The 26,635-nt window shown below is 71.1% G+C and carries 28 protein-coding genes; 15 read left to right on the top strand and 13 right to left on the bottom strand.

The window, feature by feature from the left end; all coding sequences use genetic code 11:
- Positions 1-34 precede the first annotated feature (34 nt).
- The 5 genes from egtA (at position 35) to CLM62_RS15730 (ending at position 4,754) form a co-directional block, all read left to right on the top strand.
- Positions 35-1,336 (top strand): ergothioneine biosynthesis glutamate--cysteine ligase EgtA, encoded by a 1,302-nt coding sequence (egtA, locus tag CLM62_RS15750; protein WP_095750553.1) that lies wholly within the window; start codon positions 35-37, stop codon positions 1,334-1,336.
- The gene (egtB, locus tag CLM62_RS15745; protein ID WP_095750497.1) at positions 1,333-2,685 is read left to right on the top strand and encodes an ergothioneine biosynthesis protein EgtB; all 1,353 of its coding nucleotides are present in this window, start codon (positions 1,333-1,335) and stop codon (positions 2,683-2,685) included. The genes egtA and egtB overlap by 4 nt, the downstream gene beginning before the upstream one ends.
- Entirely contained in the window at positions 2,685-3,476 is a 792-nt protein-coding gene (gene egtC, locus CLM62_RS15740; protein ID WP_095750496.1) for an ergothioneine biosynthesis protein EgtC, read from the top strand. Before egtB ends, egtC begins: the two co-directional genes overlap by 1 nt.
- On the top strand, positions 3,473-4,435 hold the full coding sequence (gene egtD / locus CLM62_RS15735) for an L-histidine N(alpha)-methyltransferase (RefSeq protein ID WP_095750495.1): 963 nt from the start codon (positions 3,473-3,475) through the stop codon (positions 4,433-4,435). Before egtC ends, egtD begins: the two co-directional genes overlap by 4 nt.
- A gap of 103 nt (positions 4,436-4,538) precedes the next feature.
- Positions 4,539-4,754, top strand: coding sequence for a dodecin (locus tag CLM62_RS15730; RefSeq protein ID WP_095750494.1), 216 nt, complete (start codon positions 4,539-4,541; stop codon positions 4,752-4,754).
- A gap of 60 nt (positions 4,755-4,814) precedes the next feature.
- On the opposite strand, the gene CLM62_RS15725 is transcribed toward CLM62_RS15730, so the two are convergent.
- Entirely contained in the window at positions 4,815-5,306 is a 492-nt protein-coding gene (locus tag CLM62_RS15725) for a hypothetical protein (RefSeq protein WP_095750493.1), read from the bottom strand.
- A gap of 521 nt (positions 5,307-5,827) precedes the next feature.
- On the opposite strand from CLM62_RS15725, the gene CLM62_RS15720 reads away from it, so the two are divergent.
- The 4 genes from CLM62_RS15720 to CLM62_RS15705 all read left to right on the top strand — a co-directional run bounded on the left by CLM62_RS15720 (position 5,828) and on the right by CLM62_RS15705 (position 9,283).
- On the top strand, positions 5,828-6,181 hold the full coding sequence (locus tag CLM62_RS15720; RefSeq protein WP_373559147.1) for a DUF485 domain-containing protein: 354 nt from the start codon (positions 5,828-5,830) through the stop codon (positions 6,179-6,181).
- A gap of 2 nt (positions 6,182-6,183) precedes the next feature.
- Entirely contained in the window at positions 6,184-7,800 is a 1,617-nt protein-coding gene (locus tag CLM62_RS15715; protein ID WP_095750491.1) for a cation acetate symporter, read from the top strand.
- 135 nt (positions 7,801-7,935) lie between these two features.
- Positions 7,936-8,106 (top strand): 50S ribosomal protein L32, encoded by a 171-nt coding sequence (rpmF, locus tag CLM62_RS15710; RefSeq protein ID WP_095750490.1) that lies wholly within the window; start codon positions 7,936-7,938, stop codon positions 8,104-8,106.
- 4 nt (positions 8,107-8,110) lie between these two features.
- Positions 8,111-9,283, top strand: coding sequence for a GTP-binding protein (locus CLM62_RS15705; RefSeq protein ID WP_095750489.1), 1,173 nt, complete (start codon positions 8,111-8,113; stop codon positions 9,281-9,283).
- Here CLM62_RS15705 and CLM62_RS15700 read toward each other — a convergent pair.
- Entirely contained in the window at positions 9,226-9,966 is a 741-nt protein-coding gene (locus tag CLM62_RS15700; RefSeq protein WP_257003862.1) for a nucleotidyltransferase domain-containing protein, read from the bottom strand. The genes CLM62_RS15705 and CLM62_RS15700 overlap by 58 nt on opposite strands.
- Before the next feature lie 218 nt (positions 9,967-10,184).
- Between CLM62_RS15700 and CLM62_RS15690 the strand changes: the two genes are divergently transcribed.
- Positions 10,185-11,183: an LLM class flavin-dependent oxidoreductase gene (locus tag CLM62_RS15690; RefSeq protein WP_095750486.1), complete on the top strand. Its 999-nt coding sequence runs from the start codon at positions 10,185-10,187 to the stop codon at positions 11,181-11,183.
- Between the two features lie 69 nt (positions 11,184-11,252).
- Here the strand turns inward: CLM62_RS15690 and CLM62_RS15685 are convergent, their stop codons facing one another.
- From CLM62_RS15685 to CLM62_RS15665, 5 genes are all read right to left on the bottom strand, one after another.
- Positions 11,253-12,062: a 1-acyl-sn-glycerol-3-phosphate acyltransferase gene (locus tag CLM62_RS15685; RefSeq protein WP_095750485.1), complete on the bottom strand. Its 810-nt coding sequence runs from the start codon at positions 12,060-12,062 to the stop codon at positions 11,253-11,255.
- On the bottom strand, positions 12,062-12,832 hold the full coding sequence (locus CLM62_RS15680; protein WP_095750484.1) for a GNAT family N-acetyltransferase: 771 nt from the start codon (positions 12,830-12,832) through the stop codon (positions 12,062-12,064). The genes CLM62_RS15685 and CLM62_RS15680 overlap by 1 nt, the downstream gene beginning before the upstream one ends.
- Positions 12,833-13,039: 207 nt before the next feature.
- The gene (locus CLM62_RS15675; protein WP_095750483.1) at positions 13,040-13,789 is read right to left on the bottom strand and encodes a succinate dehydrogenase/fumarate reductase iron-sulfur subunit; all 750 of its coding nucleotides are present in this window, start codon (positions 13,787-13,789) and stop codon (positions 13,040-13,042) included.
- The gene (locus CLM62_RS15670) at positions 13,786-15,744 is read right to left on the bottom strand and encodes a fumarate reductase/succinate dehydrogenase flavoprotein subunit (RefSeq protein WP_095750482.1); all 1,959 of its coding nucleotides are present in this window, start codon (positions 15,742-15,744) and stop codon (positions 13,786-13,788) included. The genes CLM62_RS15675 and CLM62_RS15670 overlap by 4 nt, the downstream gene beginning before the upstream one ends.
- 2 nt (positions 15,745-15,746) lie before the next feature.
- Positions 15,747-16,415, bottom strand: a complete 669-nt coding sequence (locus tag CLM62_RS15665; RefSeq protein WP_095750481.1) for a succinate dehydrogenase — start codon at positions 16,413-16,415, stop codon at positions 15,747-15,749.
- Between the two features lie 120 nt (positions 16,416-16,535).
- Between CLM62_RS15665 and CLM62_RS15660 the strand changes: the two genes are divergently transcribed.
- Positions 16,536-17,420, top strand: coding sequence for a LysR family transcriptional regulator (locus tag CLM62_RS15660; RefSeq protein WP_095750480.1), 885 nt, complete (start codon positions 16,536-16,538; stop codon positions 17,418-17,420).
- A gap of 156 nt (positions 17,421-17,576) precedes the next feature.
- Here CLM62_RS15660 and CLM62_RS15655 read toward each other — a convergent pair whose 3' ends face one another.
- From CLM62_RS15655 to CLM62_RS50750, 4 genes are all read right to left on the bottom strand, one after another.
- Positions 17,577-19,721, bottom strand: a complete 2,145-nt coding sequence (locus tag CLM62_RS15655; RefSeq protein WP_095750479.1) for a bifunctional diguanylate cyclase/phosphodiesterase — start codon at positions 19,719-19,721, stop codon at positions 17,577-17,579.
- Positions 19,718-20,530, bottom strand: coding sequence for an SAM-dependent methyltransferase (locus CLM62_RS15650; protein ID WP_095750478.1), 813 nt, complete (start codon positions 20,528-20,530; stop codon positions 19,718-19,720). The genes CLM62_RS15655 and CLM62_RS15650 overlap by 4 nt, the downstream gene beginning before the upstream one ends.
- A 283-nt stretch (positions 20,531-20,813) precedes the next feature.
- Positions 20,814-21,797 (bottom strand): SCO0930 family lipoprotein, encoded by a 984-nt coding sequence (locus CLM62_RS15645; protein ID WP_095750477.1) that lies wholly within the window; start codon positions 21,795-21,797, stop codon positions 20,814-20,816.
- 385 nt (positions 21,798-22,182) lie between these two features.
- Positions 22,183-22,377 carry a hypothetical protein gene (locus CLM62_RS50750; RefSeq protein WP_218835597.1) on the bottom strand — a complete coding sequence of 65 codons (195 nt, stop codon included), beginning with the start codon at positions 22,375-22,377 and terminating at the stop codon, positions 22,183-22,185.
- A 160-nt stretch (positions 22,378-22,537) separates the two neighbouring features.
- Between CLM62_RS50750 and CLM62_RS51500 the strand changes: the two genes are divergently transcribed.
- From CLM62_RS51500 to CLM62_RS15630, 3 genes are all read left to right on the top strand, one after another.
- Positions 22,538-22,669, top strand: a complete 132-nt coding sequence (locus tag CLM62_RS51500) for a hypothetical protein (RefSeq protein ID WP_257003861.1) — start codon at positions 22,538-22,540, stop codon at positions 22,667-22,669.
- Positions 22,670-22,702: 33 nt separating this feature from the next.
- Entirely contained in the window at positions 22,703-23,467 is a 765-nt protein-coding gene (locus CLM62_RS15635) for a DUF4239 domain-containing protein (protein WP_095750475.1), read from the top strand.
- 263 nt (positions 23,468-23,730) lie between these two features.
- A complete protein-coding gene (locus CLM62_RS15630) occupies positions 23,731-24,246 on the top strand; it encodes a hypothetical protein (protein WP_095750474.1) in 516 nt (171 codons plus the stop codon).
- Positions 24,247-24,355: 109 nt separating this feature from the next.
- Here the strand turns inward: CLM62_RS15630 and CLM62_RS15625 are convergent, their stop codons facing one another.
- The gene (locus CLM62_RS15625; RefSeq protein WP_095750473.1) at positions 24,356-24,853 is read right to left on the bottom strand and encodes a hypothetical protein; all 498 of its coding nucleotides are present in this window, start codon (positions 24,851-24,853) and stop codon (positions 24,356-24,358) included.
- Positions 24,854-25,185: 332 nt separating this feature from the next.
- Between CLM62_RS15625 and CLM62_RS15620 the strand changes: the two genes are divergently transcribed.
- On the top strand, positions 25,186-25,860 hold the full coding sequence (locus CLM62_RS15620) for a class F sortase (RefSeq protein WP_095750472.1): 675 nt from the start codon (positions 25,186-25,188) through the stop codon (positions 25,858-25,860).
- Positions 25,861-25,892: 32 nt separating this feature from the next.
- On the opposite strand, the gene CLM62_RS15615 is transcribed toward CLM62_RS15620, so the two are convergent.
- The coding region (locus CLM62_RS15615; protein WP_257003860.1) for a polysaccharide deacetylase family protein at positions 25,893-26,635 on the bottom strand (743 nt) is incomplete at its 5' end.

Here is a 26,635-nt window from a genome sequence, read left to right as displayed (position 1 = left end):
CGGCGACATGGTGGAATCTCAGGAGGATCCCTACATGTCCGATTCGACAAGTGGCTGTACGGCGCCCCGTACGGCCATCAGTGAAGCCGAGGTGGAGGCCCTGGTACGGGGCATCTGCTTCAAGACCGGCCCGCCCCGCAGGCTCGGGGTCGAGGTGGAATGGCTCATCCACGAGCTGCGGGCGCCGCAGCTCCCCGTGACACCCGAACGACTCGAAGCGGCCTACGCCGCGCTGCGGACCGTGCCCCTGAGGTCGGCGCTCACCGTCGAACCCGGCGGCCAGCTGGAGCTCAGCTCGCCGCCCGCCGCCTCCCTGATGGAGTGCATCGGTACCGTCTCAGCCGATCTGGACGCCGTCCGTAAGGCTCTGGCCCAGGACGATCTCGGTCTCGTCGGCATCGGCCACGAACCCTGGCACCCGCCCCGCCGGTTCCTGCGCGAACCGCGCTACGACGCCATGGAGACCTGTCTCGACCGCACCGGCCCGGCCGGCCGCGCCATGATGTGCGCCTCGGCCTCGGTGCAGGTGTGTCTGGACGCCGGCCACGAGGAGCCGGGCCCGCTCGGGCTCGGACGGCGCTGGCGGCTGGCGCACCAGCTGGGCGCGGTCCTGGTGGCCGCGTTCGCCAACTCTCCCCTCGCCGGATCCGAGCCCACCGGCTGGCTCTCCACCCGGCAGCTGCTGTGGATGCAGATCGGCGCCGGCCGCGCGGGCGCTCCGCCACCGGACACGGACCCGCGCGAGGCCTGGGCCCGGCACGTCCTGGACGCCCCGGTGATGTGCGTACGGCGGGACGGCGGCCCGTGGGACGTGCCCGAAGGCCTGACCTTCCGGGAGTGGACCAGATCGCGCGCCCCCAGGCCTCCCACCAGGGAGGATCTCGACTACCACGTCACGACGCTCTTCCCGCCGGTGAGACCGCGCGGCCATCTCGAACTGCGCATGATCGACGCCCAGCCCGGCGAGGACGGGTGGATCGTGCCGCTCGCGGTCACGTCGGCCCTCTTCGACGACCCCGAGGCGGCCGAGACCGCCTACCGGGTCGTGAAGCCCCTCGCCGAGCGGGCCCTGTCTCTGCCCGCCCCGCACAACCCCCTGTGGCTCGACGCGGCCCGCAACGGCCTGGCCGACCCCGAGCTGCACGAGGCGGCCGTCGCCTGTTTCGCGGCGGCCCTGGAGGCCCTGCCCCGGCTCGGCGCCACCACCGAGGTCACGGACGCCGTAAGGGCGTACCGCGACCGCTACGTCATACCCGGCCGCTGCCCCGCCGACGACCTGCTCGACCGCCTGCGCGGCACGCACCGTCGCGCCCACGGGAAGGACATCCGCACATGACCGATCCCGCCCTCGACACCGATCCCGCCCGCGACACGGACACCGGCCTGGACGCCGAAGCGTTCCGCGACCGGGCCCTGACCACCCTGATCACCGCCCGGGAGCGCACCACGCTGCTGACCAGCTGCGTGGAGGAGCCCGACCTGACCGCCCAGCACTCCCCGCTGATGTCGCCGCTGGTGTGGGACCTCGCGCACATCGGCAACCAGGAGGAGCAGTGGCTGCTGCGGGCCGTCGCCGGCCAGGAGGCGATACGGCCCGAGATCGACAGCCTGTACGACGCCTTCGAGCACCCCCGCTCCGAGCGCCCCACCCTGCCTCTGCTGCCGCCCGCGGAGGCCCGCCTGTACGCGGCGGACGTACGCGGCCGGGTGATGGACGTGCTGGAACGCACCGCGTTCCACGGGACGCGGCTCACGGAGGCCGGTTTCGCCTTCGGGATGATCGCGCAGCACGAACAGCAGCACGACGAGACCATGCTGATCACCCACCAGCTCCGTAAGGGCCCTCAGGCCCTGACCGCCCCCGACCCGGAACCGGCGCCACTGTTCACCGGCCCGGCCGAAGTCCTCGTCCCCGGCGGCCCGTTCACGATGGGGACCTCGACCGAGCCGTGGGCGCTGGACAACGAACGCCCGGCGCACCGGCGCGAGGTGCCGCCGTTCTACATCGACACGACACCGGTGACGAACGGCGCCTACCAGGCGTTCATCGAGGACGGCGGCTACGACGACGAGCGCTGGTGGACGCCGGCCGGCTGGGCCCACATCCGCGGGCACTCCATCCACGCCCCGCTGTACTGGCGCCGCGACGGCAAGCAGTGGCTGCGGCGCCGCTTCGGCGTCACCGAGGTGGTGCCGCCGGACGAGCCGGTGCTGCACGTGTGCTGGTACGAGGCCGACGCCTACGCCCGCTGGGCCGGGCGCCGGCTGCCCACGGAGGCCGAGTGGGAGAAGGCGGCACGGTACGACCCGGCCGGCGACCGCTCGACGCGCTACCCGTGGGGCGACGCCGACCCGGCGCCCGAACACGCCAACCTGGGTCAGCGCCACCTGCGTCCTGCTCCGGCAGGGAGCTATCCGGAGGGTGAATCCCCGCTCGGGGTACGGCAGTTGATCGGCGACGTGTGGGAGTGGACGGCGAGCGACTTCCTGCCGTATCCGGGGTTCCAGGCGTTCCCGTACAAGGAGTACTCGGAGGTGTTCTTCGGTCCCGATCACAAGGTGCTGCGCGGCGGTTCGTTCGCCGTGGACGCGGTGGCCTGCCGGGGCACGTTCCGCAACTGGGACTATCCGATCCGGCGGCAGATCTTCTCCGGGTTCCGCACGGCCCGCTCCGGAGCGGTCTGATGTGCCGTCATCTGGCCTACCTGGGCCCGGCGGAGGCGCTCGGCCGGATCCTGATCGAGCCGCCGCACAGTCTGTACCGCCAGTCGTGGGCGCCCCGGCGCCAGCGGTACGGGACGGTCAACGCCGATGGTTTCGGGGTGGGTTGGTATGCCGAGGCGGATCCCGTTCCGGCGCGGTACCGTCGGGCCGGGCCCATCTGGGCGGACCAGTCGCTCGCCGATCTGGCCCGGGTCGTCCGCTCGGGGGCCGTGCTGGCCGCCGTACGGGACGCGACCCTGGCGGGCGCCGACGCGGAGGCCGCGGCGGCGCCGTACGCGGCGGACACCTGGCTGTTCAGCCACAACGGCGCGGTCGCGGGCTGGCCGGACTCCCTCGCGCCCCTCACCCGGACGCTGCCCGCCGCCGACCTGCTGTCGCTGGAGGCACGCAACGACTCGGCCCTCGTATGGGCCCTGGTGCTCGCCCGGCTGCGCGGCGGGGACGAGGAGGGGCAGGCGCTGGCCGATTCGGTCCTGGAGGTCGCCGCGGCGGCCCCGGGTTCCCGGCTCAACCTGCTGCTGACCAACGGCGAGACGATCACCGCGACCGCCTGGGGCGACACCCTCTGGTACCTCTCGGAGCCCGGCCGCCGCACGGTCGTGGCCTCCGAGCCCTACGACGACGACCCGCACTGGCAGGAAGTTCCCGACCGCACGCTGTTCGCGGCGAGCCGTACGGACGTGCTGCTCACCCCGCTCAAGGAACCGAGCACCGCCTCGGCCACCGCACCACCGAAGGAGCCCCGTACGTGAGCCCGTTCCTTCTCACCCGCACCCTGCCCGAGGACGCCACGGAGGCCGCCCTGCGCGCCGACGTCCTCCAGGGCCTGACCCACAACCCCAAGACGCTGCCGCCGAAGTGGTTCTACGACGCCCACGGCAGCGAGCTGTTCGAACAGATCACCGAGCTGCCCGAGTACTACCCGACCCGCGCCGAACGGGAGATCCTCGTCGCCCGCAACGACGAGATCGCCGCGGCGACCCGTGCCCGAACCCTCGTCGAGCTGGGCTCGGGTTCCTCGGAGAAGACGCGCCACCTCATCGACGCCCTCGCCGACCTGCACACGTACGTCCCGGTCGACGTCAGCGAGAGCGCGCTCACCCAGGCCGGGCAGGCGCTGGCCGCCGAGCGACCGGGGCTCGAGGTGCACGCCCTCATCGCCGACTTCACCGCGCGGCTCACGCTGCCTCAGACGCCCGGGCCCCGGCTGCTGGCGTTCCTCGGCGGCACGATCGGCAACCTGCTGCCCGTCGAACGCGCCGCGTTCCTCGCCTCCCTGCGCGCCCTGCTCTCCCCCGGCGACGCCCTGCTGCTGGGCACGGATCTGGTCAAGGACGAGAGCGTGCTGGTCAGGGCGTACGACGACGCGGCCGGGGTGACGGCCGCGTTCAACAAGAACGTCCTGTCGGTCGTCAACCGCGAGCTGGGCTCCGACTTCGACCTCGACGCCTTCGACCACGTGGCCCTCTGGGACGCGGAGCACGAGTGGATCGAGATGCGGCTGCGCTCCCGTACCGCGCAGACCGTGAAGATTCCCGCGCTCGACCTTGCGGTCGACTTCGCGGCGGGCGAGGAGATGCGCACCGAGGTGTCGGCGAAGTTCCGGAAGGAGGGTGTGCGCGCCGAACTGTCCGCGGCGGGTCTCGAACTGGCCCACTGGTGGACGGACGGCGAGGGCCGTTTCGCGCTGTCGCTGAGCGTGGCGCGGTGACGGCCGGCGGTGGTCCGTCTCGCGCGCGGCCGCCGCTTGGGGCACCGTGGAGTGACGCGCCCGACACAGGCGACGCCGCCGTCACCGCGGAGAGGAGCCCCGCATGTCGAACCACACCTACCGGGTCACGGAGATCGTCGGCACCTCGCCCGAGGGCGTCGACCAGGCCGTCCGCAACGGCATCAGCCGCGCCTCGCAGACCCTGCGGCACCTGGACTGGTTTGAGGTGACCCAGGTGCGGGGCCAGATCGAGAACGGCGAGATCGCGCACTGGCAGGTCGGCCTGAAGGTCGGCTTCCGCCTGGAGGAGGCGGACTGACGGCCGCGTCATCCTGTTCCTGAGGCCCGCGTCCTGAGGCCCCGGCACCCCGCCGGGGTCTCAGGTCCGCCCCTCGCGCTCCTGTGCCACCTTCAGCGCGGCGGACTGGGCCGTCCAGCGCGCCCGTACGACGGTGAATCCCGCCCGTTCGGCGTCCTCGCACACCAGCTCGTCGTCGTCCACCAGGACGCGGATATCGCGGGTGCGGGCGAGCACGCGGAGGGTCTCCAGCTTGGTGCGCCGGGCGGGCCTGCGGTCGTTGTCGCGCCGCATGTACACGCGCCCCTCGGGCAGCCCCTGTGCGGCGAGCCAGTCGAGCGTGTCGCGACGGCAGCGCTCGGGCCGCCCGGTGAGGTAGACGACCTCGCACTCCTCAGCGCTCCGACGCGCCAGCGCGATGCCCTCGGCGATCGGCGGATCCTGCGGCGCGGCGGCGAAGAAGGCGTCCCAGTCCCGCGGCTTGCGCTCCAGGAACCGCTGCCGGTGGGCCGTATCGGCCAGGGTGTTGTCCAGGTCGAACACGGCGAGCGGTCGCCTGCTGCTGTCGGTCACACCGCCACCCTAGGACGTCACCGGCTGACCGGCGGGTCCCGGACCCGGCGCGAATGAGACAGCCCGGCCGAACGCATGGCCTGCGCCCTTGTTCCCTCCGCCTCTCTTCCGCAGGTTGCGCGATGCCTCTGGCATATCGAGGGGGCGCGAATGCGCCATGGGCACACCCCAATTCGCCTTCGCTGTTGATAGCTCAAGCATCCCGCTGACATACTCCGCTTTCGGCCCCGCCATCACCATTGACGAGGTTTCAGGGTTCACCACACGGAGCCCGCAAAGATCAAGGCGAATCCGAAAAGCAGGGATTTCGGATTCACGAATCCCCCACACAACCCGCACCCCACCGCCCCGTCCGGCGCGCCTTCACCATCCCCAGGAGCTGGACGACCGACGGCCCAGCAGCGGTCGAGTGGGGGACATGCAACAGAAATGAAGGTGCATCTGTGCCCGATTACTCGCCGTGGCCCGACAACTCATTCACCTATCAGACGCCGCACGCCGAACCTGTGAATTCACGTCGCATATCGGACGATCCCGAATTCCACTCACTTCGGCGCACACACCGTCGGTTCGGGATCCGGGCCACGGTCCTGTCCGTTGGCGGATTCCTGCTGTACGTGCTGCTGTCGAGTTTCGCGCCCGGAGTGATGAACCAGCCCCTGCTCGGCCACCTCACGCTCGGGCTCGCCCTCGGCCTCGGGCAGTTCGCCGTGATGGGCGTGACCGCGTGGTACTACGTCCGGCACATGCGCACCAAGGTCGACCCGCTCGCCCACCGCCTCCGGGCGCAGCGTCACCGCAACGAGACCGCCCGTCCCGACACGGCCGCGCAGACCCCCTACAACACCAGCCCGAGGGGGTTCCGCACGTGGTGACCATGGGTTCGACCGCGGCCGCCGCCATCGACGACCGCAGTCTGCAGCTGACGTTCGTGCTGTTCCTGTCCGTGGTCGTGATCACGCTGTTCACGGCACTGCTGACAGCCCCTCAGCGTGACGAGATCAGCGAGTTCTACCTCGGCAACCGCACCATGTCGCCGCTGCGCAACGGCCTCGCCATGTGCGGCGACTACCTCTCCGCCGCCACCCTGCTGGGCAGTACCGGACTGGTGGCCCTGACCGGGTACGACGGGCTGATGTACCTCGGCGGCACCACCGTCGCCTGGATGATGGTGATGCTGCTGATCGCCGAACCCCTGCACCGCACGGGCAAGTTCACGCTGGGCGACACGGTCGCGCTGCGCCTGCCCCGCCAGCAGCGTCCGGTGCGGGTCGCGCTGGCCGTGTGCATCCTGACCATCACGACGCTCTACCTGGTCGCCCAACTCATCGGTGGCATCGCCCTGTTGACGCAGTTCACCGGCGAACCGAGCGCCACCACACGCACGTTGTGCGTGGTCGTGATCGGCACCTTCGTCATCCTGTACGCCTCCCTCGGCGGTATGCCCGGCGCCACGGTCATCCAGATCATCAAGGCCGTGATGCTGATAGCGGGGGTCCTGTTCACCGCGGGCTGGGTGCTCCACCACTACGACTGGAACCCCAACGCCCTGCTCAGCGCCGCCGCCGCACGCAGCGGATCCGGGCTGCAGTTCCTCGAACCCGGGTTGCGCTACGGCGGCAGCGCCACCAACAAGCTGGACTTCTTCAGCCTGGAACTGGCCATCGTGCTCGGGCTCGCCGCACTCCCCCACGTACTGATGCGGCTGCTCGCCCCGCGCGAGGTCAGTGTGCTGCGCTCCTCCGTCCTGTGGGCCATAGGCCTGGTCGGCGCGGTCTGCTTCGCGGCCGGCATCGTCGGCCTCGGCGCGACCGCCATCGTCGGCCGGGACACCATCGAGAGCACGGACCGCACCGGCAACGCCTCCGTCCTGCTTCTCGCCCACGAGCTCGGCGGCAGCGTCCTCACCGCGCTGCTGACCTGTCTGGCGTACGTGACCCTGCTCGCCGTGGCGGTCGGCCTCACCCTGGCCGCCGCCTCCTCCCTCGCCCACGACCTGTACGCCGAGGTGATCCGCAAGGGCCGGGCGAGCGAGACGGAGGAGCTGACCGTCGCCCGGCTGTCCGGCGCCGTCATCGGCATCCTCGGCATGCTCCTCGCCCTCGTCGCCTGGGGGGCCAACACCGCGACGCTGGCCTTCCTCGCGTTCGCCATCGCGGCGTCGGCGATCCTGCCGACGATCGTGTACACCCTGTTCTGGCGGCGGTTCACGGCCCAGGGCGCGCTGCTCAGCCTCTACGGCGGCCTGATCTGCTCCGTCCTGCTCGTCGTGTTCTCCCCGGTCGTCTCGTCCGCCCCGGCCTCGATCTACCCGGAGTCCGACTTCGCCTGGTTCCCCCTGCAGAACCCCGGGATCGTCTCCATCCCGGCCGGCTTCCTCCTCGGCTGGCTCGGCACCGTGCTGAGCTCCCGCCAGGAGAACGCCGCGCAGGAGAGCACCACCTTCGCGGAGTTCGAGGAACGGATGCTCGTGGGCGCCGCCTCGGAGGAGTGAGGGACCCCCGTGGAGTCGGCGGGCGCCCGCCGACTCCACGGAGCCGACTCCCCGGAAGTGTTGATGGGCCGGAATTGTTAATGGGATCCATTTTCAGGTAGCGTCCTCGGTGCTCGCCCACCGAGGAGGAACGCCATGGCCGTCCCCAAGCGGAAGATGTCCCGCAGCAACACCCGTCACCGCCGCGCGCAGTGGAAAGCCGCCACGCCCACGCTCGTACCCGTCACGATCGACGGCGTGCGTCACCTCGTACCGCAGAACCTGGTCAAGGCGTACGAGCGCGGGCTGCTGCGGCCCGAGGGCTGAGCGGATGACGTACGACCGACTGCCCGTCACCGTGCTCTCCGGGTTCCTGGGGGCGGGCAAGACGACGCTGCTCAATCATGTGCTCGCCAATCGCGAGGGGCTGCGCGTCGCCGTCATCGTCAACGACATGAGCGAGGTCAACATCGACGCGGCGCTGGTCCGCGGCGGTGAGGCGGCCCTGTCCCGGACCGAGGAACGCCTGGTCGAGATGACCAACGGGTGCATCTGCTGCACCCTGCGCGACGATCTGCTGGAGGAGGTCGGCCGGCTGGCCCGCGAGGGCCGCTTCGACCACCTGCTCATCGAGTCGTCCGGCATCTCCGAGCCCATGCCGGTGGCCGCCACCTTCGCCTTCGCCCGCGACGACGGCGCCACCCTCGACGACGTCGCCCGCCTGGACACGATGGTCACGGTCGTGGACGCCGCCAACTTCCTCACGGAGCTGGACAGCGGCGACGAGCTGACCGAGCGCGGCCTGGACCAGTACGAGGACGACGAGCGCACGGTCAGCGATCTGCTCGTCGACCAGATCGAGTTCGCCGACGTCCTGGTGCTCAACAAGCTGGACCTGGTCGACGAGGATGCGGCCGCCCGCCTGCGCGCGACGCTCGGCCGTCTCAACCCCGTCGCCCGGATCGTCCCGGCCGTCCACGGAACGGTGGATCTCCGGGAGGTGCTGGGCACCGGGCTGTTCGACCTGGAGCGTGCCCAGCAGGCCCCGGGCTGGGTGCGGGAGCTCAACGGCGACCATGTCCCGGAGACGGAGGAGTACGGAGTCTCCTCCACCGTCTTCCGCTCCGAACTCCCCTTCCACCCCGGCCGGTTGTGGGCGTTCGTCACCGAGGAGCTGGACGGCGGCGGGTACGGGCGAATCCTGCGCTCCAAGGGGTTCTTCACCCTGGCCAGCCGTCCGAACGTGACGGGACTGTGGTCGCAGGCCGGTGCGGTGGCCCGCTTCGAGCCGTCCGCCGCCCGTGACCCCGACGCCCCGTACGCGCAGGAACTGGTCTCCATCGGTACGCAGTTGGACGCGGAGGCCCTCCGGTCGGCGCTCGGCGACTGCCTCATGCGTCCGGACGAAACCGCCCCCGCGGCCGACCCGTTCCCCGCCTGGGACACCTACGGCATCGACGAGACCTGCGAGCACGAGCACACCGCGGAGGTCTCCGGGGTGTAGAAGTGGCCGCGGACCCTGTGCAGCCACGCCTCCACCGCCGCCTCGTCGGGCTGGTCCGGCAGCACCGTACGGGTCTCGTCGAAGGCTGCCTCGTAGTGCCTGAGCAGGGGCAGCGCGGCCGAGGGGTCGGCGGCGACGCGCTCGCCGAAGGCGTGGTACTCCTCGGGGTTCTCGACCCGGATCTCCAGTTGCCCGGTGGCGTACAGCTGAAGGCCCTGGTGGCACAGCCGCTTCAGGTGCCGGGCGTGCTTCGCGGTCCGCTTACGGGTGTCCGCGGAGAACGAGCCGTCGCCGCGGGCTTCCAGGCGCCGGAACTGCTGGGTGGCGTAGCCGAGGTAGGCGTCCCGCACGCGCTGGGCGGACAGGAACGCCGTACGGATGCCGATCAGCTCCTCGCCCAGCGGTGTGCGCACCTCGTACAGGTCGGCCGGCAGCCACACCAGCTCCATGGCGGTCGGATTGCCGCCGAGGGCGAGCCGGCACCACTTCGCGGCCTCGTGCAGGGTGCGGTCCGGCGCCCTGGTCACGTGGGACTCCTTCGGGCCGCGCAGTCCGTGCAGGTCGGTGGTGGGCGCGGCGAACAGACCGAGGCGGTCGACGTCGGAGCCCGCGTGGGCGAGCCCGTACGCGGTCGAGCCGACGATGCCGGACAGCAGGAGGTTCGGGACGGTCGGGATGGTCACAGTCGGCCGCCTTTCCGGTGCGGGATGATCTTTCCGGTGGGGGACGCTCGGCGGCCGCCGTGCAGCGGGCTCCATTGTTGGTGACGTGCGGGATCGCGGTCACGCGGTTTTCCGGCGGCGGTCGGCGGTCGGCGGTCGGCGGTCGGCGGTCGGCGGTCGGCGGTCGGCGGTCGGCGGTCGGCGGGGAATGTCACCGCCCGCCAGGCGTTGAACCTCATGTGAGTTCCGTGATCGCCACCACCCGCTTCTCCGTCCTCGACCGTTCCCGCACCCGCGAGGGCCGTACGAACGCCGAGGCGCTGCGCGACACCGTGCGGCTGGCACAGGAGTTGGAGGGGCTCGGGTACCACCGGTTGTGGGTGTCGGAGCACCACGGTGTGCCCGGGGTCGCCGGTTCCGCGCCGACCGTGCTGGCGGCCGCCGTGGCCGCGGCGACACGGACGATCCGGGTCGGCACCGGCGGCGTGATGCTGCCCAACCACCAACCTCTGATCGTGGCCGAGCAGTTCGGAGTGCTGGAGTCCCTCTTCCCCGGACGGATCGACATGGGGCTGGGCCGGTCGGTGGGCTTCACGGACGGGGTGCGCAAGGCCCTGGGGCGCGACAAGGGCGACGCCGAGGACTTCGCGGCGCAGCTCGACGAACTGCTCGGCTGGTTCCGGGGAACGTCCCCGACCGGCGTGCACGCGCGCCCCGCCGAGGGCCTGACCGTGCCGCCGTTCGTGCTGGCCATGGGTGAGGGCGCCGCCATCGCGGCCCGGGCGGGCCTGCCGATGGTGATCGGGGACCTCAGGAGCCGGGAGAAGATGCAGCGCGGCATCGACCACTACCGCGCGCACTTCCGCCCCTCCCCCTGGGCGCGCGAGCCGTACGTCGTCATCTCCGGCACCGTCGCGGTGGCCGCCACGCCCGACGAGGCCCGGCGGCTGCTGGTCCCGGAGGCCTGGTCCATGGCGTACTCGCGCACGCACGGCACCTTCCCGCCCCTGCCGCCCGCCGAGCGCGTCGAGACCCTGCCGATGACCGGCAAGGAACGCGGCTTCTACGAGTCCGGACTCGCCGGACACATCGCCGGCACCGAGGACCAGGTCACGCACGAGCTGGAGACGCTGCTGAAGGAGACGGGGGCGCAGGAACTCCTCGTCACCACCAGCACCTACGACCGCAGGGCCCTGCTGGACTCCTACCGGCGGCTCGCCGGGATCTTCGCTTCCTAAGGCCTGCCGACGGATCATGGAGCAGACGGGGCCTTGCACTCCTCCCCCACGCTCCGCCGGACAGGCCTTCTAAGCGACCAGCGCGGCGTGGGTCCAGTCCAGCTCGGCCGTCGTCCCCGGCTGCGCGGCCCGGGCGAGTGCGCGGCGGTCGAGGTGGCGGCCCGGCGGGATGACGTCCCGGACCTCGACCTCGGCCACCAGTCCGCGCGCCGAGACCACCCGCCACATCGAGGCGAGCAGGGAGTCCTCGCCGACGAAGGCGGGCGCGGTGCTGGCCGCTCCCCCGGCGAGCCGGTAGCGGATGTGCACCGGCTGCACGGGGACTTGGGCGTCGAGCGCGGCCTGGAAGACGGCCCGGCGGAAGTGCCCCTGGGCGCGGCCGCACCAGGTGCTGCCCTCCGGGAAGACCGCGACCGCCTGCCCGGAGCGCAGGACGTCCGCGATCCGGGCGACCGTGCCGGGCAGCGCGCGCAGCCGGTCACGGTCGATGAACAGGACCCCGCCCCGCGCGGCCAGCGGTCCCGCCACGGGCCACCGCCGGATCTCGGACTTGGCGAGCATCCGGGCCGGGCGGACGGCGGCGAGCAGCGGGATGTCCATCCAGGAGATGTGGTTGGCGACCAGCAGCAGCCCTCCGGCGGGCGCGGTGGCGCCGGTGATACGGACCTGGACCCCTGCGGCCCGTACGATCCACCGGCACCACCGCTTCACCGGCCCGGCGGGGATCCTCCCGCCGAGCGGCGTCAGCACGACCCCGGCGAGCACCAGGGCCGCGACCGCCGCCAGCCGCAGCACGGCACGCGGTACGGCCGTGGCGGATGCCCTCGCCTCCACGCACGCCCTCGGGGTGCAGGGCGCGCCGGGCAGCCAGACGCTCATCAGGCCGGGACGAGGGAGAGGAAGTGCCGCAGATAGCGCGGGTTGACCCGGCGCATCGACAGCAGCACGTACAGGTCGGCGACCCCGAAGTCCGGGTCGTGGGCGGGCTCCGCGCAGACCCAGGCGCCGAGGCGGAGGTAGCCGCGCAACAGGGCCGGGAGTTCGGTGCGGGCAGCGGGCGTGTCGTCGTTCGGCACCCACGGCAGCAGCGGCCGTACGCGGTACTCCTCGGGGGCCAGGTACTTGTCCCGCACCCGGTCCCAGGTGGCCGTCGCGACGGCGCCGCCGTCGGCCAGGGGGATCGAGCAGCAGCCGGCGAGCCACTCGTGACCGCCGTCCACCATGTAGCGGGCGATGCCGGCCCAGATCAGTCCGATGACCGCGCCGTCCCGGTGGTCGGGGTGGACGCAGGAGCGGCCGACCTCGACGAGCCCCGGGCGGATCGGGTCGAGCGGGGCGAGGTCGAACTCGCCCTCCGAGTACAGGCGTCCGGCGACGGCGGCCCGCTCGGGCGGCAGCAGCCGGTAGGTCCCGACGACCTGGCCGGTCACGGTGTCGCGCACGAGCAGGTGGTCGCAGTACGCGTCGAAGGCGTCGACGTCGAGCCCGGGCTGCGGGGTGGACAGCAGGGCGCCCATCTCCCCGGCGAAGACCTCGTGCCGCAGCCGCTGCGCGGCACGCACGTCGGCTTCGGTGCGGGCGAGGGTGACGGTGTAGCGGGTGGGTGCCGTCGACTGCGGGGGACGGTCGAGCGTGGAAACGCCGGTCATGGCTCTCTCCAGGTCACGGGCCGAGGGCGGCGAGCGGTGCCGCCGCCTCAGTTCTTCCGATGCCGGCTGACCGGCGCGTGACCCACGAAGAGAGACACGGTGTGGGGTTGTTGAATGCCAGGGGTGCCTGGCGGGGCCGGGGGTGAGCACCACTTCCGGCCCCGCCCGTCCGCACCTTGTCGGCGAACGTTCTGTGAGCTGGGGCGTCTAGCGCCCGGCCACCTTGCGGGTCGCCCGCAGCCATTCCTTGTTCATGCCCGTGATGGACACCAGTGGGATGCCCTTGGGGCATGCCGTGGCGCACTCCCCGGTGAGGGTGCAGCCGCCGAACCCCTCCTCGTCCATCTGCGCGACCATGTCCAGCACGCGGGTCTCGCGCTCGGGCGCGCCCTGCGGAAGCACGTTCAGATGGTTGATCTTGGCGGAGGTGAACAGCATCGCCGCCCCGTTGGGACAGGCGGCCACACACGCCCCGCACCCGATGCACTCCGCGTGCTCGAACGCGAAGTCGGCGTCCGGTTTCGGCACCGGCGTCGCATGCGCCTCCGGCGCGGAACCGGTGGGCGCGGTGATGTAACCGCCGGCCTGGATGATCCGGTCGAACGCCGACCGGTCCACCACCAGGTCCTTGATCACCGGGAACGCCGACGCCCGCCACGGCTCGATGTCGATCGTGTCGCCGTCCTTGAAGGACCGCATGTGCAGCTGGCAGGTCGTGGTCCGCTCGGGCCCGTGCGGGTCGCCGTTGATGACGAGCGAACACGCGCCGCAGATGCCCTCGCGGCAGTCGTGGTCGAAGGCGACCGGGTCCTCGCCCTTGAGGATGAGCTCCTCGTTGAGGGTGTCCAGCATCTCCAGGAAGGACATGTCGGAGGAGATCCCGTCCACCTCGTACGTGGACATGGCGCCGTCGGCGTCGGCGTTCTTCTGCCGCCAGACGCGCAGGGTGAGCTTCATGCGTAGCTCCGCTGAGTGGGGTGGACGTACTCGAAGACGAGGTCTTCCTTGTGCAGGACCGGAGCGTCACCGGTGCCCGTGAACTCCCAGGCGGCCGCGTACGCGAACTCCTCGTCCCTGCGGGCGGCCTCGCCGTCGGGAGTCTGGGACTCCTCGCGGAAGTGGCCGCCGCAGGACTCGCTGCGGTGCAGCGCGTCGAGGCACATCAGCTCGGCGAGCTCCAGATAGTCGACGACGCGGTTGGCCTTCTCCAATGACTGGTTGAACTCCTCGCCGGTGCCCGGGACCTTGATCCGCCGCCAGAACTCCTCGCGGATCTGCGGGATGCGCTCCAGCGCCTTGCGCAGTCCGCTGTCGGTGCGGGCCATGCCGCAGAACTCCCACATGAGTTCGCCGACTTCACGGTGGAAGGAGTCGGGCGTGCGGTCGCCGTCGACGGCCAGCAGCAGGTTCAGCCGGTCCTCGGTCTCGGCCAGCACCTCCTGTACGACGGGGTGTTCGGCGTCGATCGCGTCGTGGTGGGGGTTGCGGGCGAGGTAGTCGTTGATGGTGGCCGGCAGCACGAAGTAGCCGTCGGCCAGGCCCTGCATCAGGGCGGAGGCGCCGAGCCGGTTCGCGCCGTGGTCGGAGAAGTTGGCCTCGCCGATCGCGAACAGGCCAGGGACGGTGGTCTGCAGGTCGTAGTCGACCCAGAGGCCGCCCATCGTGTAGTGCACCGCCGGGTAGATCCGCATCGGCACCTCGTACGGATCCTCGTCGGTGATCCGCTGGTACATGTCGAAGAGGTTGCCGTACTTGGCCTTGACCGCCTTACGGCCCATGCGCTTGATGGCGTCCGCGAAGTCGAGGTAGACGCCCTGGCCGCCGGGGCCGACGCCCCTGCCCTCGTCGCAGACGTTCTTCGCGGCGCGGGAGGCGATGTCACGGGGGACGAGGTTGCCGAAGGAGGGATAGATGCGCTCCAGGTAGTAGTCGCGCTCGTCCTCGGGGATCTTGTTCGGCGGGCGGTCGTCGCCCTTGGCCTTGGGCACCCAGATCCGGCCGTCGTTGCGCAGCGACTCGCTCATCAGGGTGAGCTTGGACTGGTGCTCGCCGGTGCGCGGGATGCAGGTGGGGTGGATCTGGGTGAAGCAGGGGTTGGCAAAGTAGGCGCCGCGCCGGTGCGCCCGCCAGATGGCGGTGGCGTTGGAGTTCATGGCGTTCGTCGACAGGTAGAAGACGTTGCCGTAGCCGCCGCTCGCCAGTACGACGGCGTCCGCGAAGTAGGTGTCGATGCGCCCTGTGATGAGATCCCGCGCCACGATCCCCCGCGCCCGTCCGTCCACAACGATCAGGTCCAGCATCTCGGTCCGCGGGTGCATCTCCACGTTCCCGGCCGCGATCTGCCGGGACAGCGCCTGGTAGGCGCCAAGGAGTAGTTGCTGGCCCGTCTGGCCACGAGCGTAGAAGGTCCGCGACACCTGGACGCCGCCGAAGGAGCGGGTGTCGAGCAGGCCGCCGTACTCGCGGGCGAAGGGCACGCCCTGCGCCACGCACTGGTCGATGATCTCCACCGAGATCTGCGCCAGCCGGTGGACGTTCGACTCCCGCGCCCTGAAGTCCCCGCCCTTGACGGTGTCGTAGAACAGCCGGTGGATCGAGTCCCCGTCGTTGCGGTAGTTCTTGGCCGCGTTGATGCCGCCCTGCGCGGCGATCGAGTGGGCGCGGCGCGGGGAGTCCTGGTAGCAGAACTGGACGACGTGGTAGCCCTGTTCGGCGAGGGTGGCGCCGGCGGAGCCGCCGGCGAGGCCGGTCCCCACCACGATCACCGTGTGCTTGCGCCGGTTGGCCGGGTTGACCAGCTTGGCCTCGAACCGGCGCTTGTCCCAGCGCTCGTTGATCGGGCCGGTCGGCGCTTTGGTGTCGACGACCGGCTCGCCGGTCGCGTAATCCGTGTATGCGGTGGAGGAGGTCATCTTCAGCTCACCACTCCGGTCATGACGCCCACGGGGACGGCGATGAAGCCGGCCGTGAGCAGCAGCGCGAGTACGTTGGCGACGGTCTTCAGGGCGCGGTCGCGGGTGCGGCTGCCGACGCCGAGGGTCTGGGCGGCGCTCCAGAAGCCGTGCCGGATGTGCAGGCCGAGGGCGAGCATCGCCACGATGTAGATCACGTTTCCGTACCAGGTGGAGAAGGTGTCCACGACGTTCTGGTACGGGTGGCCGGGCTGGAAGCCGGGGTGCACCGTGCCGGTGGTCAGGTCCAGGATGTGCCAGACGATGAACAGGCCGAGGATGATCCCGCCCCAGCGCATGGTGCGCGTCGCGTAGCTCGCCCGCGGCTTCTTGTGGACGTACTTGCTGGGGCGTGCCTTGATGTCGCGGCGGCTGAGCTGGTACGCGGAGACGGCGTGGGCGACCACGGCGACCACCAGCACGATCCGGACGAGCCACAGCGTCCACTCGTAGTGCATGAACGGCTCGCCGACGGTGCGCAGCCAGTGCGCGTAGTGGTTGAACTCGCCCGACCCGAAGAAGATCTTCAGGTTTCCGATCATGTGGGCGACCAGGTACAGCAGCATGATCAGACCGCTGACCGCCATCACGGTCTTCTTGCCGACGGACGAGTCCCACACGGTGCGTGCCATGGACGGTCCTCGGTCCGTCCGCGTTGCCAGTGCCATGTCACTGACGCTAGGCCCGGGCAGCCCGATCGGTCCAAGACATGGTACGGCTTGATTCCATAGGCTACGGCTATCGTAGGAGCCATGCAGTTCCAGCAGCTCCAGTACTTCGTGGCCGTCGCCGAGACCCGGCACTTCACCCGGGCCGCCGAGCTGGTCCATGTCGCCCAGCCCTCGCTGTCGCAGCAGATCAAGGCGCTGGAGCGGGAGCTCGGGGCGGACCTGTTCCAGCGGGCCCGGGGCAACATCACGCTCACCGACGCGGGTGAGGCGCTGCTGCCGCTGGCCCGGCGCATCCTCGCCGACGCGGACACCGCCCGGCACGAGGTGCAGGAGCTGGTGCAGCTGCGCAGCGGCCGGGTCCGGCTGGGCGCGACGCCGAGTCTGTGCACGGGTCTGCTGCCGGACGTGCTGCGCGCCTTCCACGACCGCTATCCGGGCATCCGGCTGCTGATCGAGGAGGGCGGCTCCCACGATCTCGTACGGGAACTCGCCCGCGGCGCCCTCGACCTGGCGCTGGTCGTCCTCCCGCTGCCTACGCCCTCCCCCGCGCTCACCACGGTGGAGCTGCTGCGCGAGGACCTCGTCGTGGTCTCCTCGCCGGACGCCACCAGGCCGGGGCACGGGCAGCGTACGGTGCGGGTCGCCGATCTCGAGGGCGAACGCCTGGTGATGTTCCGGCACGGCTACGACCTGCGGGAACTGACCGTGGCCGCGTGCCGCGCCGAGGGCTTCGAGCCGGACTTCGCGGTGGAGGGCGGGGAGATGGACGCGGTGCTGGGGTTCGTGCGGGCGGGGCTGGGCGTGGCCGTCGTCCCGCGGATGGTGGCGGCCCGGTCCGGGCGCGGGCTACGGGTGACCCCGCTGGCCCGGCCCGGACTGCACCGCACGATCGCGCTGGCTCACCGCAGCGATGTGGCACCGCCCAGGGCGGCCCGGGAACTCCAGCGGATGTTGCTGGAGCGCTGAGCTCAGCCCAGGAAGGCCGGCCTGAGCACCTCCGCGCACCACCGGCGGAAGCCGGTGGGCGCCGACTCGGGTGGGCTCCGCTGGTCCGCGCCGTAGAAGCCCTGACGCCGTACGGGAGCGGCAGGCGGGCTGAACTCCCGTACGAAAAGCGCCCGTTCAGCCCGTCGCGTCCACCAGCGCCAGCTCATGCAGCCGGTCCGGTGGGCCCGGGCGGGCGTAGTACCAGCCCTGGGCCGTGTCGCAGCCCAGTATGCGCAGTTGCTCGGCCTGAGCCCCGGTCTCCACGCCCTCCACCGTCACCGCGAGGTTCAGGCTGTGGGCGAGAGAAACGATCCCTTCGACGATCTTGAGGTCGACGGGGTCGGCCGGGAACTGCTGCATGCTCTGGGTGAAGGAGCGGTCCAGCTTGAGGATGCTCACCGGCAGCCGGCGCAGGTTGGCGAGGTTGGAGTAGCCCGTGCCGAAGTCGTCCAGGGCGATGTCGACGCCCATCTCGGCGAGGCGGCGCAGCGGCTTGAGCAGGTCGTCGTCGGCGCCGATCAGCGCCGACTCGGTGACCTCCAGGCACAGCGCGTCGGGGGCGACGCCCGTGCGCTCCAGGATGTCGACGGTGTCCTGGACCAGGCCGGGATGGGTGAGCTGGCAGGGCGAGAGGTTCACGTTGATGCGCAGCGGGCCGGCGTCGGCATGCTGTTCCCGCCAGTCGCGTGCCTGGCGCACCGACTGCTCCAGGACCCAGCGGCCCAGCGGAACGATCAGACCGGTGTGTTCGGCGAGCGGGATGAACTGGTCGGGGCCGAGCACACCGTGCTGCGGGTGCAGCCAGCGCACCAGGGCCTCGGCACCGCGCACGCTGCCGTCGCCGAGGTGGACCAGCGGCTGGTACTCGATGAAGAACTCGCCCCGGTCCAGGGCGGTCGGCAGGGCGGTGGTCAGCCCATGCCGGGTGATGGCGCGGGCGTCGGCCTCCGGGTCGGCCAGCTCGAAGCGGTTGCCGCCCGCCGACTTGGCCCGGTACATGGTGATGTCGGCGCTGCGCAGCACCTCCGCCGGGCTGCGCTCCCCCGCCGGGCCCTCGACGATGCCGATGCTGCCGCGCACGGTCAGCTCACGGCCGTCGATGCTGACGGGGGCGAGCAGCACGTTCATGATGCGGGCGGCGAGCTCGTCGACCTGGCGCTCGGTCTCGGGGCCGGTGGTCAGCGCCACGAACTCGTCGCCGCCGAGCCGGGCGACCATCTCGCCGGGCGCGGTCGCGCAGGACTGCAGCCGGTCGGCGACCTCCACGAGCAGCCGGTCCCCGGCCGCGTGGCCGAGGCTGTCGTTGATGGTCTTGAAGCCGTCGAGGTCCAGATAGCACAGGCCGAAGCGCTGGCCTTCTCCGGCGCCCAGCGCCTTCTCCAGGCGTTCGAAGAAGAAGGTCCGGTTGGGCAGGCCGGTGAGCGCGTCGTGCGTGGCCTCGTAGCGCAGCCGGAGGTTGAGCAGCCGGCGCTCGGTGGTGTCCTCCATGAGGGCGAGCTGGTACTGCGGGTTGCCGTCGGCGTCACGCAGCAGGGAGACCGTCAGATTGGTCCACAGGACCGTTCCGTCAGGGCGGTAGAACGCCTTCTCCATGTGGTAGTGCTCGCGCTCGCCGCGCACGAGCTCCTCGTAGAGCTTCCAGGTGTGGGAGGCGTCCTCGGGGTGCCTCCACTCCCTGACGTTGCGGCTGCGCATCGTCTGCTCGGAGACACCGAACATGCGCAGCAGCGCGCCGTTGACCTGGAGGATGTTGCCTTCCAGGTCGGCCATGCCAATGCCTATGGCCGCGCCCTCGAAGACCGCGCGGAAGCGGGCCTCGCTCGCGTGCAGCGCCTGCGCGACCAGGCCCTGCGCCCGCAACGCCGCCTGCGCGATGGCCTCCTGCTCGGCCAGCGTCCGCTCGCGCAGCGCCTGGGCGAACCCGGCGGCCATGGAGTGCTGCAACCGCGCGGCACGCGCCCGCAGGTCCTCCTGCGCTGCGTCCGAGCTGTCCTCGCCGCAGTAGAGCACGAGATAGGCGTCCACGCAGTCCAGCGTCCGGCTGAGCGCCTCCGGGTCGGTGCAGTGCGCGGCGACGAGGGCGGCGCCCACCGCCCTGGCCTCGTTCGCGTCGAAGGCCCTGGCCCTCAGCGCCTCACTCAACCGGTGGGCCAGCGGCAGCAGTTGTTTCTCGAATTCGGGCCGGGTCGCGGACGTCGAGGTGACCGGGAAGACCGCCCGGCTCCAGATCGTCGCGAACCGCCGCAGTCTGTCCTTGGGCCCGTCCGGTTCCGCGCTCACGCCGTACGCCCCACGCCCGCGAAACCGGAGAAGGCATACGGATCCTCGTCCTCCGGCGCCGTGTCCGGCCGCCAGCGCGGCATCGGCACCAGTCCCGGTTCCACCATGTCGTACCCCTCGAAGAACCGCGCGATCTCGTCGCGCGAGCGCATGATCAGCGGGTTGCGAATGTCCTTGTATACGTCCACCGCGCCCTCGGCCCGCTCCGGTGGCAGTGGGATTCCCTCGTACGAGGCATGCGTGAGGACGAGCAGGCTTCCGGGCGCGAGCGCGTCGCGCAAGTCGGCCACCGCTCCGTACGGGTCGTCCGCGTCTTCCACGAAGTGCAGTATGGCAACGAGAAGCAGGGCGACTGGCCGGTTCAGGTCGATCAGGCGCTGTACTTCGGGGCTGGCGAGGATCTCCTGGGGCTTGCGGAGGTCGGCGGCCACGACGTCCGCGTCCTCGTTGCCCGCGAGAACCGCCTGGCTGTGGGCCACGGCCACCGGGTCGTGGTCGACGTACACCACGTGCGCGCCGGGGCGGGCCGTCTGAGCCACCTCGTGGACGTTGCCGAAGGTCGGGATGCCGGAACCGATGTCCAGGAACTGCGTGATGCCCTCACCTGCGGCGAAGCGCACCGCGCGGTGCAGGAACGCCCGGTTGGCCTGCATGACCTTGGGGAGTCCCGGCATGAACTCCATGGCCCTGCGGGCCGCTTCCCGGTCGACCTCGAAGTTGTGCGAACCGCCCAGGTAGTAGTCGTAGATGCGCGAAACGCTAGGCACCGAGATGTCGATGCTTCGGGGGGCCCAGGCGGGACGCTCCATCTATCTCTCCAAGGCGTAGGCGATCCGGTGTTCGAGCAGAGGCTACTGATCGCCCGGCAAAGGAGCGAGCAGAAACGGAAATTGACCATCCGTTCCCGGTCACTGCCTGCGGCACGTGCCGCATCGATGTTCCTCCGCGGCCTCTACGAAACGTAGGCGCGGCACTGCGGAGCGTTCCGGAACGGGAGTCGGTTCGCGGGGAGTCGCGGTGAATGACGGCAAACCGGTCCGCCCCCTCCGTGCGGCGCGGAGGGGGCGGACCGGTGGATCGGACGCGCCGGGCTTACTCGGACGCTCCGACCGGCTTTCCGTCGGGCCGGATCGCGAACCATGTGCCGGCGACGCCCTGGCCGTTGGTGTCGCCGGGCTTCTTGTCACCGGCGAAGGTGTAGATCGGGATGCAGTCGATGGACTGCTGCTTGATGCCGTCGGGGCGGTCGAAGACGACGTAGCCCTGGTTGGGGGTGGATCCCTGCAGATCGATGCCCTTGGTGTCCTTCTCGTCGACCGGCGCGACGACGGGCCACTTCTCCAGGCAGTCGCCGGTGCACGCGGTGGACATCGGCCACTGCGTGTCCTTCATGAACCGGTAGACCGTGTGACCGTTCTTGTCGATCACGATCTCGCCGAGCTTGGGGTCGTTACGGGTGGACAGCCCGGGCAGGTCCTCGGCGGCGGCGCCGCCGCCCTGCTTGGCCTTCTTGCCGTCGGCGGCCAGCGCGTACCACTTGCCGCCCACGCCTTGGCCGGTGACGTCGCCGGCCTTGGTGTCCTTCGCGTAGCGGTAGGCCGGCCAACCGCCGATGGTCAACTGCTTGGTGCCGTCCGCGCGGGTGACCTCGCCGAGCAGCGCCTCGTCGACGCCCTCGCCGGCCGAGGCGTCGTCCGCGGGGACCGGAGGCCAGGCCGTGGCACAGTCGCCGTCGCAGTTCGACTTCGGCGGCTCCGCGGTGTCCTCGTCGAAGCGGTAGAGGGTCAGACCGGCGCTGTCCGTCAGCACCTCGCCCAGTTCCGCGTTGGTGGACACGGACAGCTCGCCCGCCGTGGAGGTCTGGGTCGCGGGGCTGCTCTGCCCCGCCTGCGGGCTGGCACCGGAACCGGTGCTGCCGAGGCCCGCACCAGCGCTTCCATAGTCGCCGGCCGCGGCCGTCGCGCCCACGTTCTGGCTGCCCGTGGACGGGGCGCTTTCCTGACCGCACGCCGTCGTCAGCGCCAGAACCGCCGCAGCGCTTGCCACGAGTGAGGCGCTCCGCCAGGAGGTCTTCATCGTCAACTCCCCATAATCCAAAGGGTGTTGCAGCGCCCTTCTGCGCCGCCGCACGACCATGGGTACGCATGGGAGCCGCGGTTGTGTTCAACCACCGCGCACATTTCTTTCCGGAACCTGTGGCTCCCGCCCCGCTTCGCACACCCGTGCGTGTCTTTGGACGTGCGAGCGCCCCGTGATCAAACCGTCGACCGCCGGCTGTCCCTCCTTCGGGGCAATCTCCTCCAGCTCGCACGTGCGGCCGTACGCCAGGCCCCATGATCTTCGTCGTGCATCGACCCGAACCGACCCAATCCGCCCCGGCCGTAAGGATGTTGGCCCTGCTGACGCTGACGTGGATGCTCGTCGGCGCCCCGGCCGGCGTCGCCGTGGCCGACGCCTGCGCCTACGCCTCGACCGGTCCGGGCGGCACCGATGCGGTGGCGGTCGCCGGAAGCCTCACCTGGCCGACTCCCCCGGCGTGCCCGAAGCCCACGCCGACACCGACCCCCACGCCACCGACGCCCACGCCCACACCGGACCCGGCTCCGGATCCGCCGCCGAAGCCGAAACCGACGCCCACGCCGACGCCGACGCCCAAGCCACCGCCGCCTCCCCCACCGCCACCACCGGCACCGCAACCGGCGCCACCCCGCCCGCGACCGACCCCGCCTGCGACCCCCACGCCGAGCCCGGCCCCCACTCCGACCCCCACACCGACGCCGTCGGCCGAGCCCACCCCGCGCCCTTCCGTCACTCCGGTGAGTTATCCGCGGTACCAGGCGCCGAGCCGCCGCAAGCGGCCGTCACACGGCGCCACCTCGCCCGTCACCTATGTCCTGCTCATCACCGCACCCGCGGTGGCCGCCGTAGCCGCGCTGCGGCCGCGCTAGCACTCGATCAGCGCTTGATCCTGGAGGCATCCCTTGCCGGAATGGCTTGTTCTCACCCTCGCGATGCTGGCCGCCTGTGCCGTGGTGGTCGTCATCACCCTCGTACGGCACCGCACGGCGCCCGAGGACGAGGATCCCAGCGAGACGCCGGACGTCATCGAGTACATGACGATGTGGATCGGCGTGGTGTACGCCATCGTCCTCGGTCTGGCCATCGCGGGCGTCTGGGAGGCGCGCAGCGTCGCCCAGGACCACGTCCAGGCGGAGGCGCAGGCGTTGCACGAGATCTCGGAGCGGGTGCGGGTCTACCCGGACGACGTACGCGACCGCATTCGGGACGATGTCAACGCCTATGTCGGACACGTCGTCAGCACCGAGTGGCAGGCGATGGCGGACGACGGCCATGTCACCGAGCGGGGCACCGAGCTCCTCGCCCAGGTCCGCGCGGACGTCACCGACTACCAGCCGAAGTCGGACTTCGAGGCCCAGGCCTACCAGCCGGTCCTCGACCAGATGGCCGCCGCGGACCAGGCACGCAATGCCCGGGCGGACTCGGCCGAACCCACCATGCCGGGTGTGGTGTGGTTCGGGCTGCTCGTCGGCGGCGCGGTCACCATCGGGATGATCTTCGCGCTGCAGATCCGGCGTACGACGCGCGAACTGGTCCTCGCGGGCCTGTTCTCCGCGCTGATCGCCTTCCTGCTCTTCCTGATCTGGGACTTCGACGCGCCCTACAGCCGCGGGGTCACCGCGTCGGCGGACCCGTTCCTGAGCCTCTTCCCGGGGATCAAGGACTGACGGCGATCCACCGGGGCAGGCCATGGGGCCGCCAGGCCGCTGCCAGGTCCTCAGAGAGACCGCCGGGGGACGCTCGTCGCCGCGTCGCCGTCCCCCGGCCGCCGGAACGCACCCCCCCCTGAGCGGCCCACACCCTTGCCCCATTCGCGCGACTGCGATCGCGCGGACGCACGCACGTTCCTAGCGTTTTGGTCATCGAGGTGCATTTCCGACGCGAGCGGAAGAGGTCCGCAGCTGCTCCTCGGGGACCCGGAGGAACCACCATGCGCGTGATAGGCGTCGCTTCGGCCGCACTGCTGGGCGTCAGTGCCCTCACCCTCACCGCCCCAGCCGCCCACGCGAGCAGCGTCAGCTCGGGCTTCCGGGTCAGTGTCCTGCCCACGACCATCGCGGCCGGCGGACAGGTGACCCTGCGCGCGACCGGCTGCGAGCAGGGCGTGTTCGTCACCTCGGGCGTCTTCGACGACGTCGCCATCCCCAGGGGACGGACCACGGCCACGGCCACGGTCTACTGGGACGCGAAGCCGGGCGCCGTCTACCAGGTGACGTTCCACTGCGGCACCTTCTGGCAGAACGCCGAGCTCACCATCGCCGGCGGCGGCCGGGACCACCCCGCACACAAGCCGGTGACGCCGCAGCGGGGCGTGCAGGCAGGCGGGGGCGGCAGCGTCGCCGGGTTCGACCTGCAGGAGATCGGCCTCGGGGCCGCGCTCGTCGCCGGGTCGCTCGGGGCGGCGTACCGCATCTCCCGCCGCCACCCCGACCAGGACGGCGCCTGAGCGCACCGCCCACAGGCTTCGCCCCGGATCCCTGAAGGGATCCGGGGCGAAGCCTGTGCCACGTGCGTTCAGTCTCCGAAGGGGGCGGCCGGAACCACTGTTCGGACCGTCAGATCCGCTTCTCGGACCGGCGGCGCATCCAGAACACGCCGCCGCCGATGACGGCCGCGGCCACGAGCCCGCTGCCGATGGCGATGTCGGTGGGAGTCGCCCCGCTGGAGCTGCCGCCGCCGATGCCGCCGCGGACGCCACCGATGACGGTGAAGGCGGCCGGACGGGTCAGGGTCCTGCTGTCGCAGGTGACGGTGATGTCGTAGGAGCCGGGGTTGGCGTTGCTGTTGATCGTCGCGGTGCCCTTCGCGGTGCCCGTGGCGCCGTGGATGGGCGTGAGCCTCGTCGGTGAGAACGCGTTGGAGGTCGCGGTGCCGCCTCGCGGGCAGCCGTCGACCGTGATGGTCAGCTGGTCGCCGCGGGCGATGACGCTGGGCAGGGCGACGATGTTGCTCGGGTTGGCGGGCATGCCGTCCAGAGCGACGGCCGCGGGCGCGGCGAGCCCGAGGGCGGCGACCGCGGCACCGGCGGCCACCAGGGCACGAGAGTTACGCATGTGATCCTCCGCGGAAGACGCCCCGGGAACCGTCCCCGGTCGATCGGCGAGAAAGCGCCTCCCGGAAAAACCCTCAGACGCCCTGCACCGGCCCGCATTTCGGCGATGGTCCGTCCTGGTGAGAGGACACGCCGCCCGAAAAGCGCACAATCGGATATCACCGCAGGTCACGGACCGTCAGAAAATTCCCGTGCGCGGCAACTCGGATGGCGCACCACCGGGCGCGCGGGCCACCCGTTCGCGTCTGCCCCGTCGCCGGTTTCGCGCGCGGGACTTAGCGTTCTCGTATGCGCGAATGACACGGCGACGGCCGTGTCGAGAGGGGAAGTCGAATGTCTGCGTCCGAGCTGGCCGATCTGGCCGAAGAGGAGGAGCGGCGCAAGAAGCGCGCCCCTTGGGGCGTGATAGCGCTTGTTCTGCTGACCGGCCTCGCGCTCATTCGGAATGGTTCGGGGGAATTCGACGTGGGGCCCCCGCAGCCCGCGTCGGCGGCTGCCGCCGACAGCCGCACCTCGTCCGGCGGCACCTTCCTCGGGGTCCCCGATCCGCTGCCGTACTCCGAGCCCGACCGGGTCAGGATCCCGTCGATCCAGGTCGACGCGCCGATCACGCCGGTCGGTCTGGACGCGGACGGCTGGGTCGGCGCGCCGCCGCCGGAGGACCCGAACCTGGCCGGCTGGTTCACCGGCGCGGTCTCCCCCGGCGAGAAGGGCACCGCCGTCGTGGTGGGTCACGTCGACAACACTCAGGGCCCCGCCGTGTTCTACGGACTCGGAGCCCTGAAGAAGGGAAATCGCGCCGAGGTCGCGCGGAGGGACGGAAAGACGGCCGTTTTCGAGATCTACGGAATCGAGGTCTTCGCGAAGAACAACTTCCCCGGTAACCGTGTCTACGGTTCCAAGGGATCCCCCGAATTGCGGATCATCACCTGCGGGGGCGGTTTCTCCAAGCAGAACGGCTACGACGGGAACGTCGTCGTTTTCGCCCGCCTGGTCGAGGTCCACTGAGCGTTTCCCTCCCCCGGGCGGGCGAAGACCGGTCAGGTGAACTGCCGTCGCGGGACGGTGATGTGGTAGCCGGAATCCAGCAGGTGCGGCAGATAGGCGCGCAGCGCCCGGACACTCTGGGTGCGGTCGCCCCCGGCGTCGTGCGAGAGCACCACGACGCCGGGGGCGGCGCCGTTCTCCACCCGGCCGACGATGGTCCGGATGCCGGGAGTGGTCCAGTCGAGGGTGTCGACCGTCCAGGCCAGCGGTTCCATGCCGAGCTCGGCGCCCAGTTGGAATACGGCTCGGTTCCAGGCGCCGTAGGGCGCTCGGAACCACAGGGGCCGCTCGCCGTACGCCTCCTCGATGACGTCGCAGGTACGTTCCATCTGCGAGCGGATCTGCCGGCGCTTCAGGCGGGGCAGCATCGGGTGGGACCAGGTGTGGTTGCCGACGACATGTCCCTCGTCGGCCATCCGGGCCAGCAGTTCCTTGTTGTCGACCACCATCTCCCCGCACACGAAGAACATCGCGCGGACGTCGTACTGCGCGAGGGTGTCCAGGATGTCCGGGGTGTAGCGGGGGTCCGGTCCGTCGTCGAAGGTCAGCACCATGGTGCGGCCGCGTCCGGACACGCGCAGGAACGGCTCGCGCCGGACGAGGGTCCGGCCGGGCGTGGTCCGGGGCGGGCCGTATCCGGTCAAGGGCTGGAGGCGGTAGGCGGAGGGCTTCTGCGGGCGGCGCGCCTGGGGGCCGGCGGCCGCGGGGCGGGCCGGCTCGCCGTCCGAGCCCGGCG

It is taken from the genome of Streptomyces sp. SA15 (assembly GCF_002291145.1).
Classification (GTDB): Bacteria; Actinomycetota; Actinomycetes; order Streptomycetales; family Streptomycetaceae; genus Streptomyces.
Note: the sequence above shows the minus strand (reverse complement) of the source record. Positions and strands in the feature narration are given on the sequence as shown.

Excerpts from the sequence above, each read along its gene's own strand:
- egtA (WP_095750553.1), top strand. The coding sequence starts at position 35 with ATGTCCGATTCGACAAGTGGCTGTACGGCGCCCCGTACGGCCATCAGT.
- egtB (WP_095750497.1), top strand. The coding sequence starts at position 1,333 with ATGACCGATCCCGCCCTCGACACCGATCCCGCCCGCGACACGGACACC.
- egtC (WP_095750496.1), top strand. The coding sequence starts at position 2,685 with ATGTGCCGTCATCTGGCCTACCTGGGCCCGGCGGAGGCGCTCGGCCGG.
- CLM62_RS15730 (WP_095750494.1), top strand. The coding sequence starts at position 4,539 with ATGTCGAACCACACCTACCGGGTCACGGAGATCGTCGGCACCTCGCCC.
- CLM62_RS15715 (WP_095750491.1), top strand. The coding sequence starts at position 6,184 with ATGGGTTCGACCGCGGCCGCCGCCATCGACGACCGCAGTCTGCAGCTG.
- rpmF (WP_095750490.1), top strand. The coding sequence starts at position 7,936 with ATGGCCGTCCCCAAGCGGAAGATGTCCCGCAGCAACACCCGTCACCGC.
- CLM62_RS15705 (WP_095750489.1), top strand. The coding sequence starts at position 8,111 with ATGACGTACGACCGACTGCCCGTCACCGTGCTCTCCGGGTTCCTGGGG.
- CLM62_RS15685 (WP_095750485.1), bottom strand. The coding sequence starts at position 12,062 with ATGAGCGTCTGGCTGCCCGGCGCGCCCTGCACCCCGAGGGCGTGCGTG.
- CLM62_RS15680 (WP_095750484.1), bottom strand. The coding sequence starts at position 12,832 with ATGACCGGCGTTTCCACGCTCGACCGTCCCCCGCAGTCGACGGCACCC.
- CLM62_RS15675 (WP_095750483.1), bottom strand. The coding sequence starts at position 13,789 with ATGAAGCTCACCCTGCGCGTCTGGCGGCAGAAGAACGCCGACGCCGAC.
- CLM62_RS15670 (WP_095750482.1), bottom strand. The coding sequence starts at position 15,744 with ATGACCTCCTCCACCGCATACACGGATTACGCGACCGGCGAGCCGGTC.
- CLM62_RS15665 (WP_095750481.1), bottom strand. The coding sequence starts at position 16,415 with ATGGCACGCACCGTGTGGGACTCGTCCGTCGGCAAGAAGACCGTGATG.
- CLM62_RS15660 (WP_095750480.1), top strand. The coding sequence starts at position 16,536 with ATGCAGTTCCAGCAGCTCCAGTACTTCGTGGCCGTCGCCGAGACCCGG.
- CLM62_RS15650 (WP_095750478.1), bottom strand. The coding sequence starts at position 20,530 with ATGGAGCGTCCCGCCTGGGCCCCCCGAAGCATCGACATCTCGGTGCCT.
- CLM62_RS15645 (WP_095750477.1), bottom strand. The coding sequence starts at position 21,797 with ATGAAGACCTCCTGGCGGAGCGCCTCACTCGTGGCAAGCGCTGCGGCG.
- CLM62_RS15630 (WP_095750474.1), top strand. The coding sequence starts at position 23,731 with ATGCGCGTGATAGGCGTCGCTTCGGCCGCACTGCTGGGCGTCAGTGCC.
- CLM62_RS15625 (WP_095750473.1), bottom strand. The coding sequence starts at position 24,853 with ATGCGTAACTCTCGTGCCCTGGTGGCCGCCGGTGCCGCGGTCGCCGCC.
- CLM62_RS15620 (WP_095750472.1), top strand. The coding sequence starts at position 25,186 with ATGTCTGCGTCCGAGCTGGCCGATCTGGCCGAAGAGGAGGAGCGGCGC.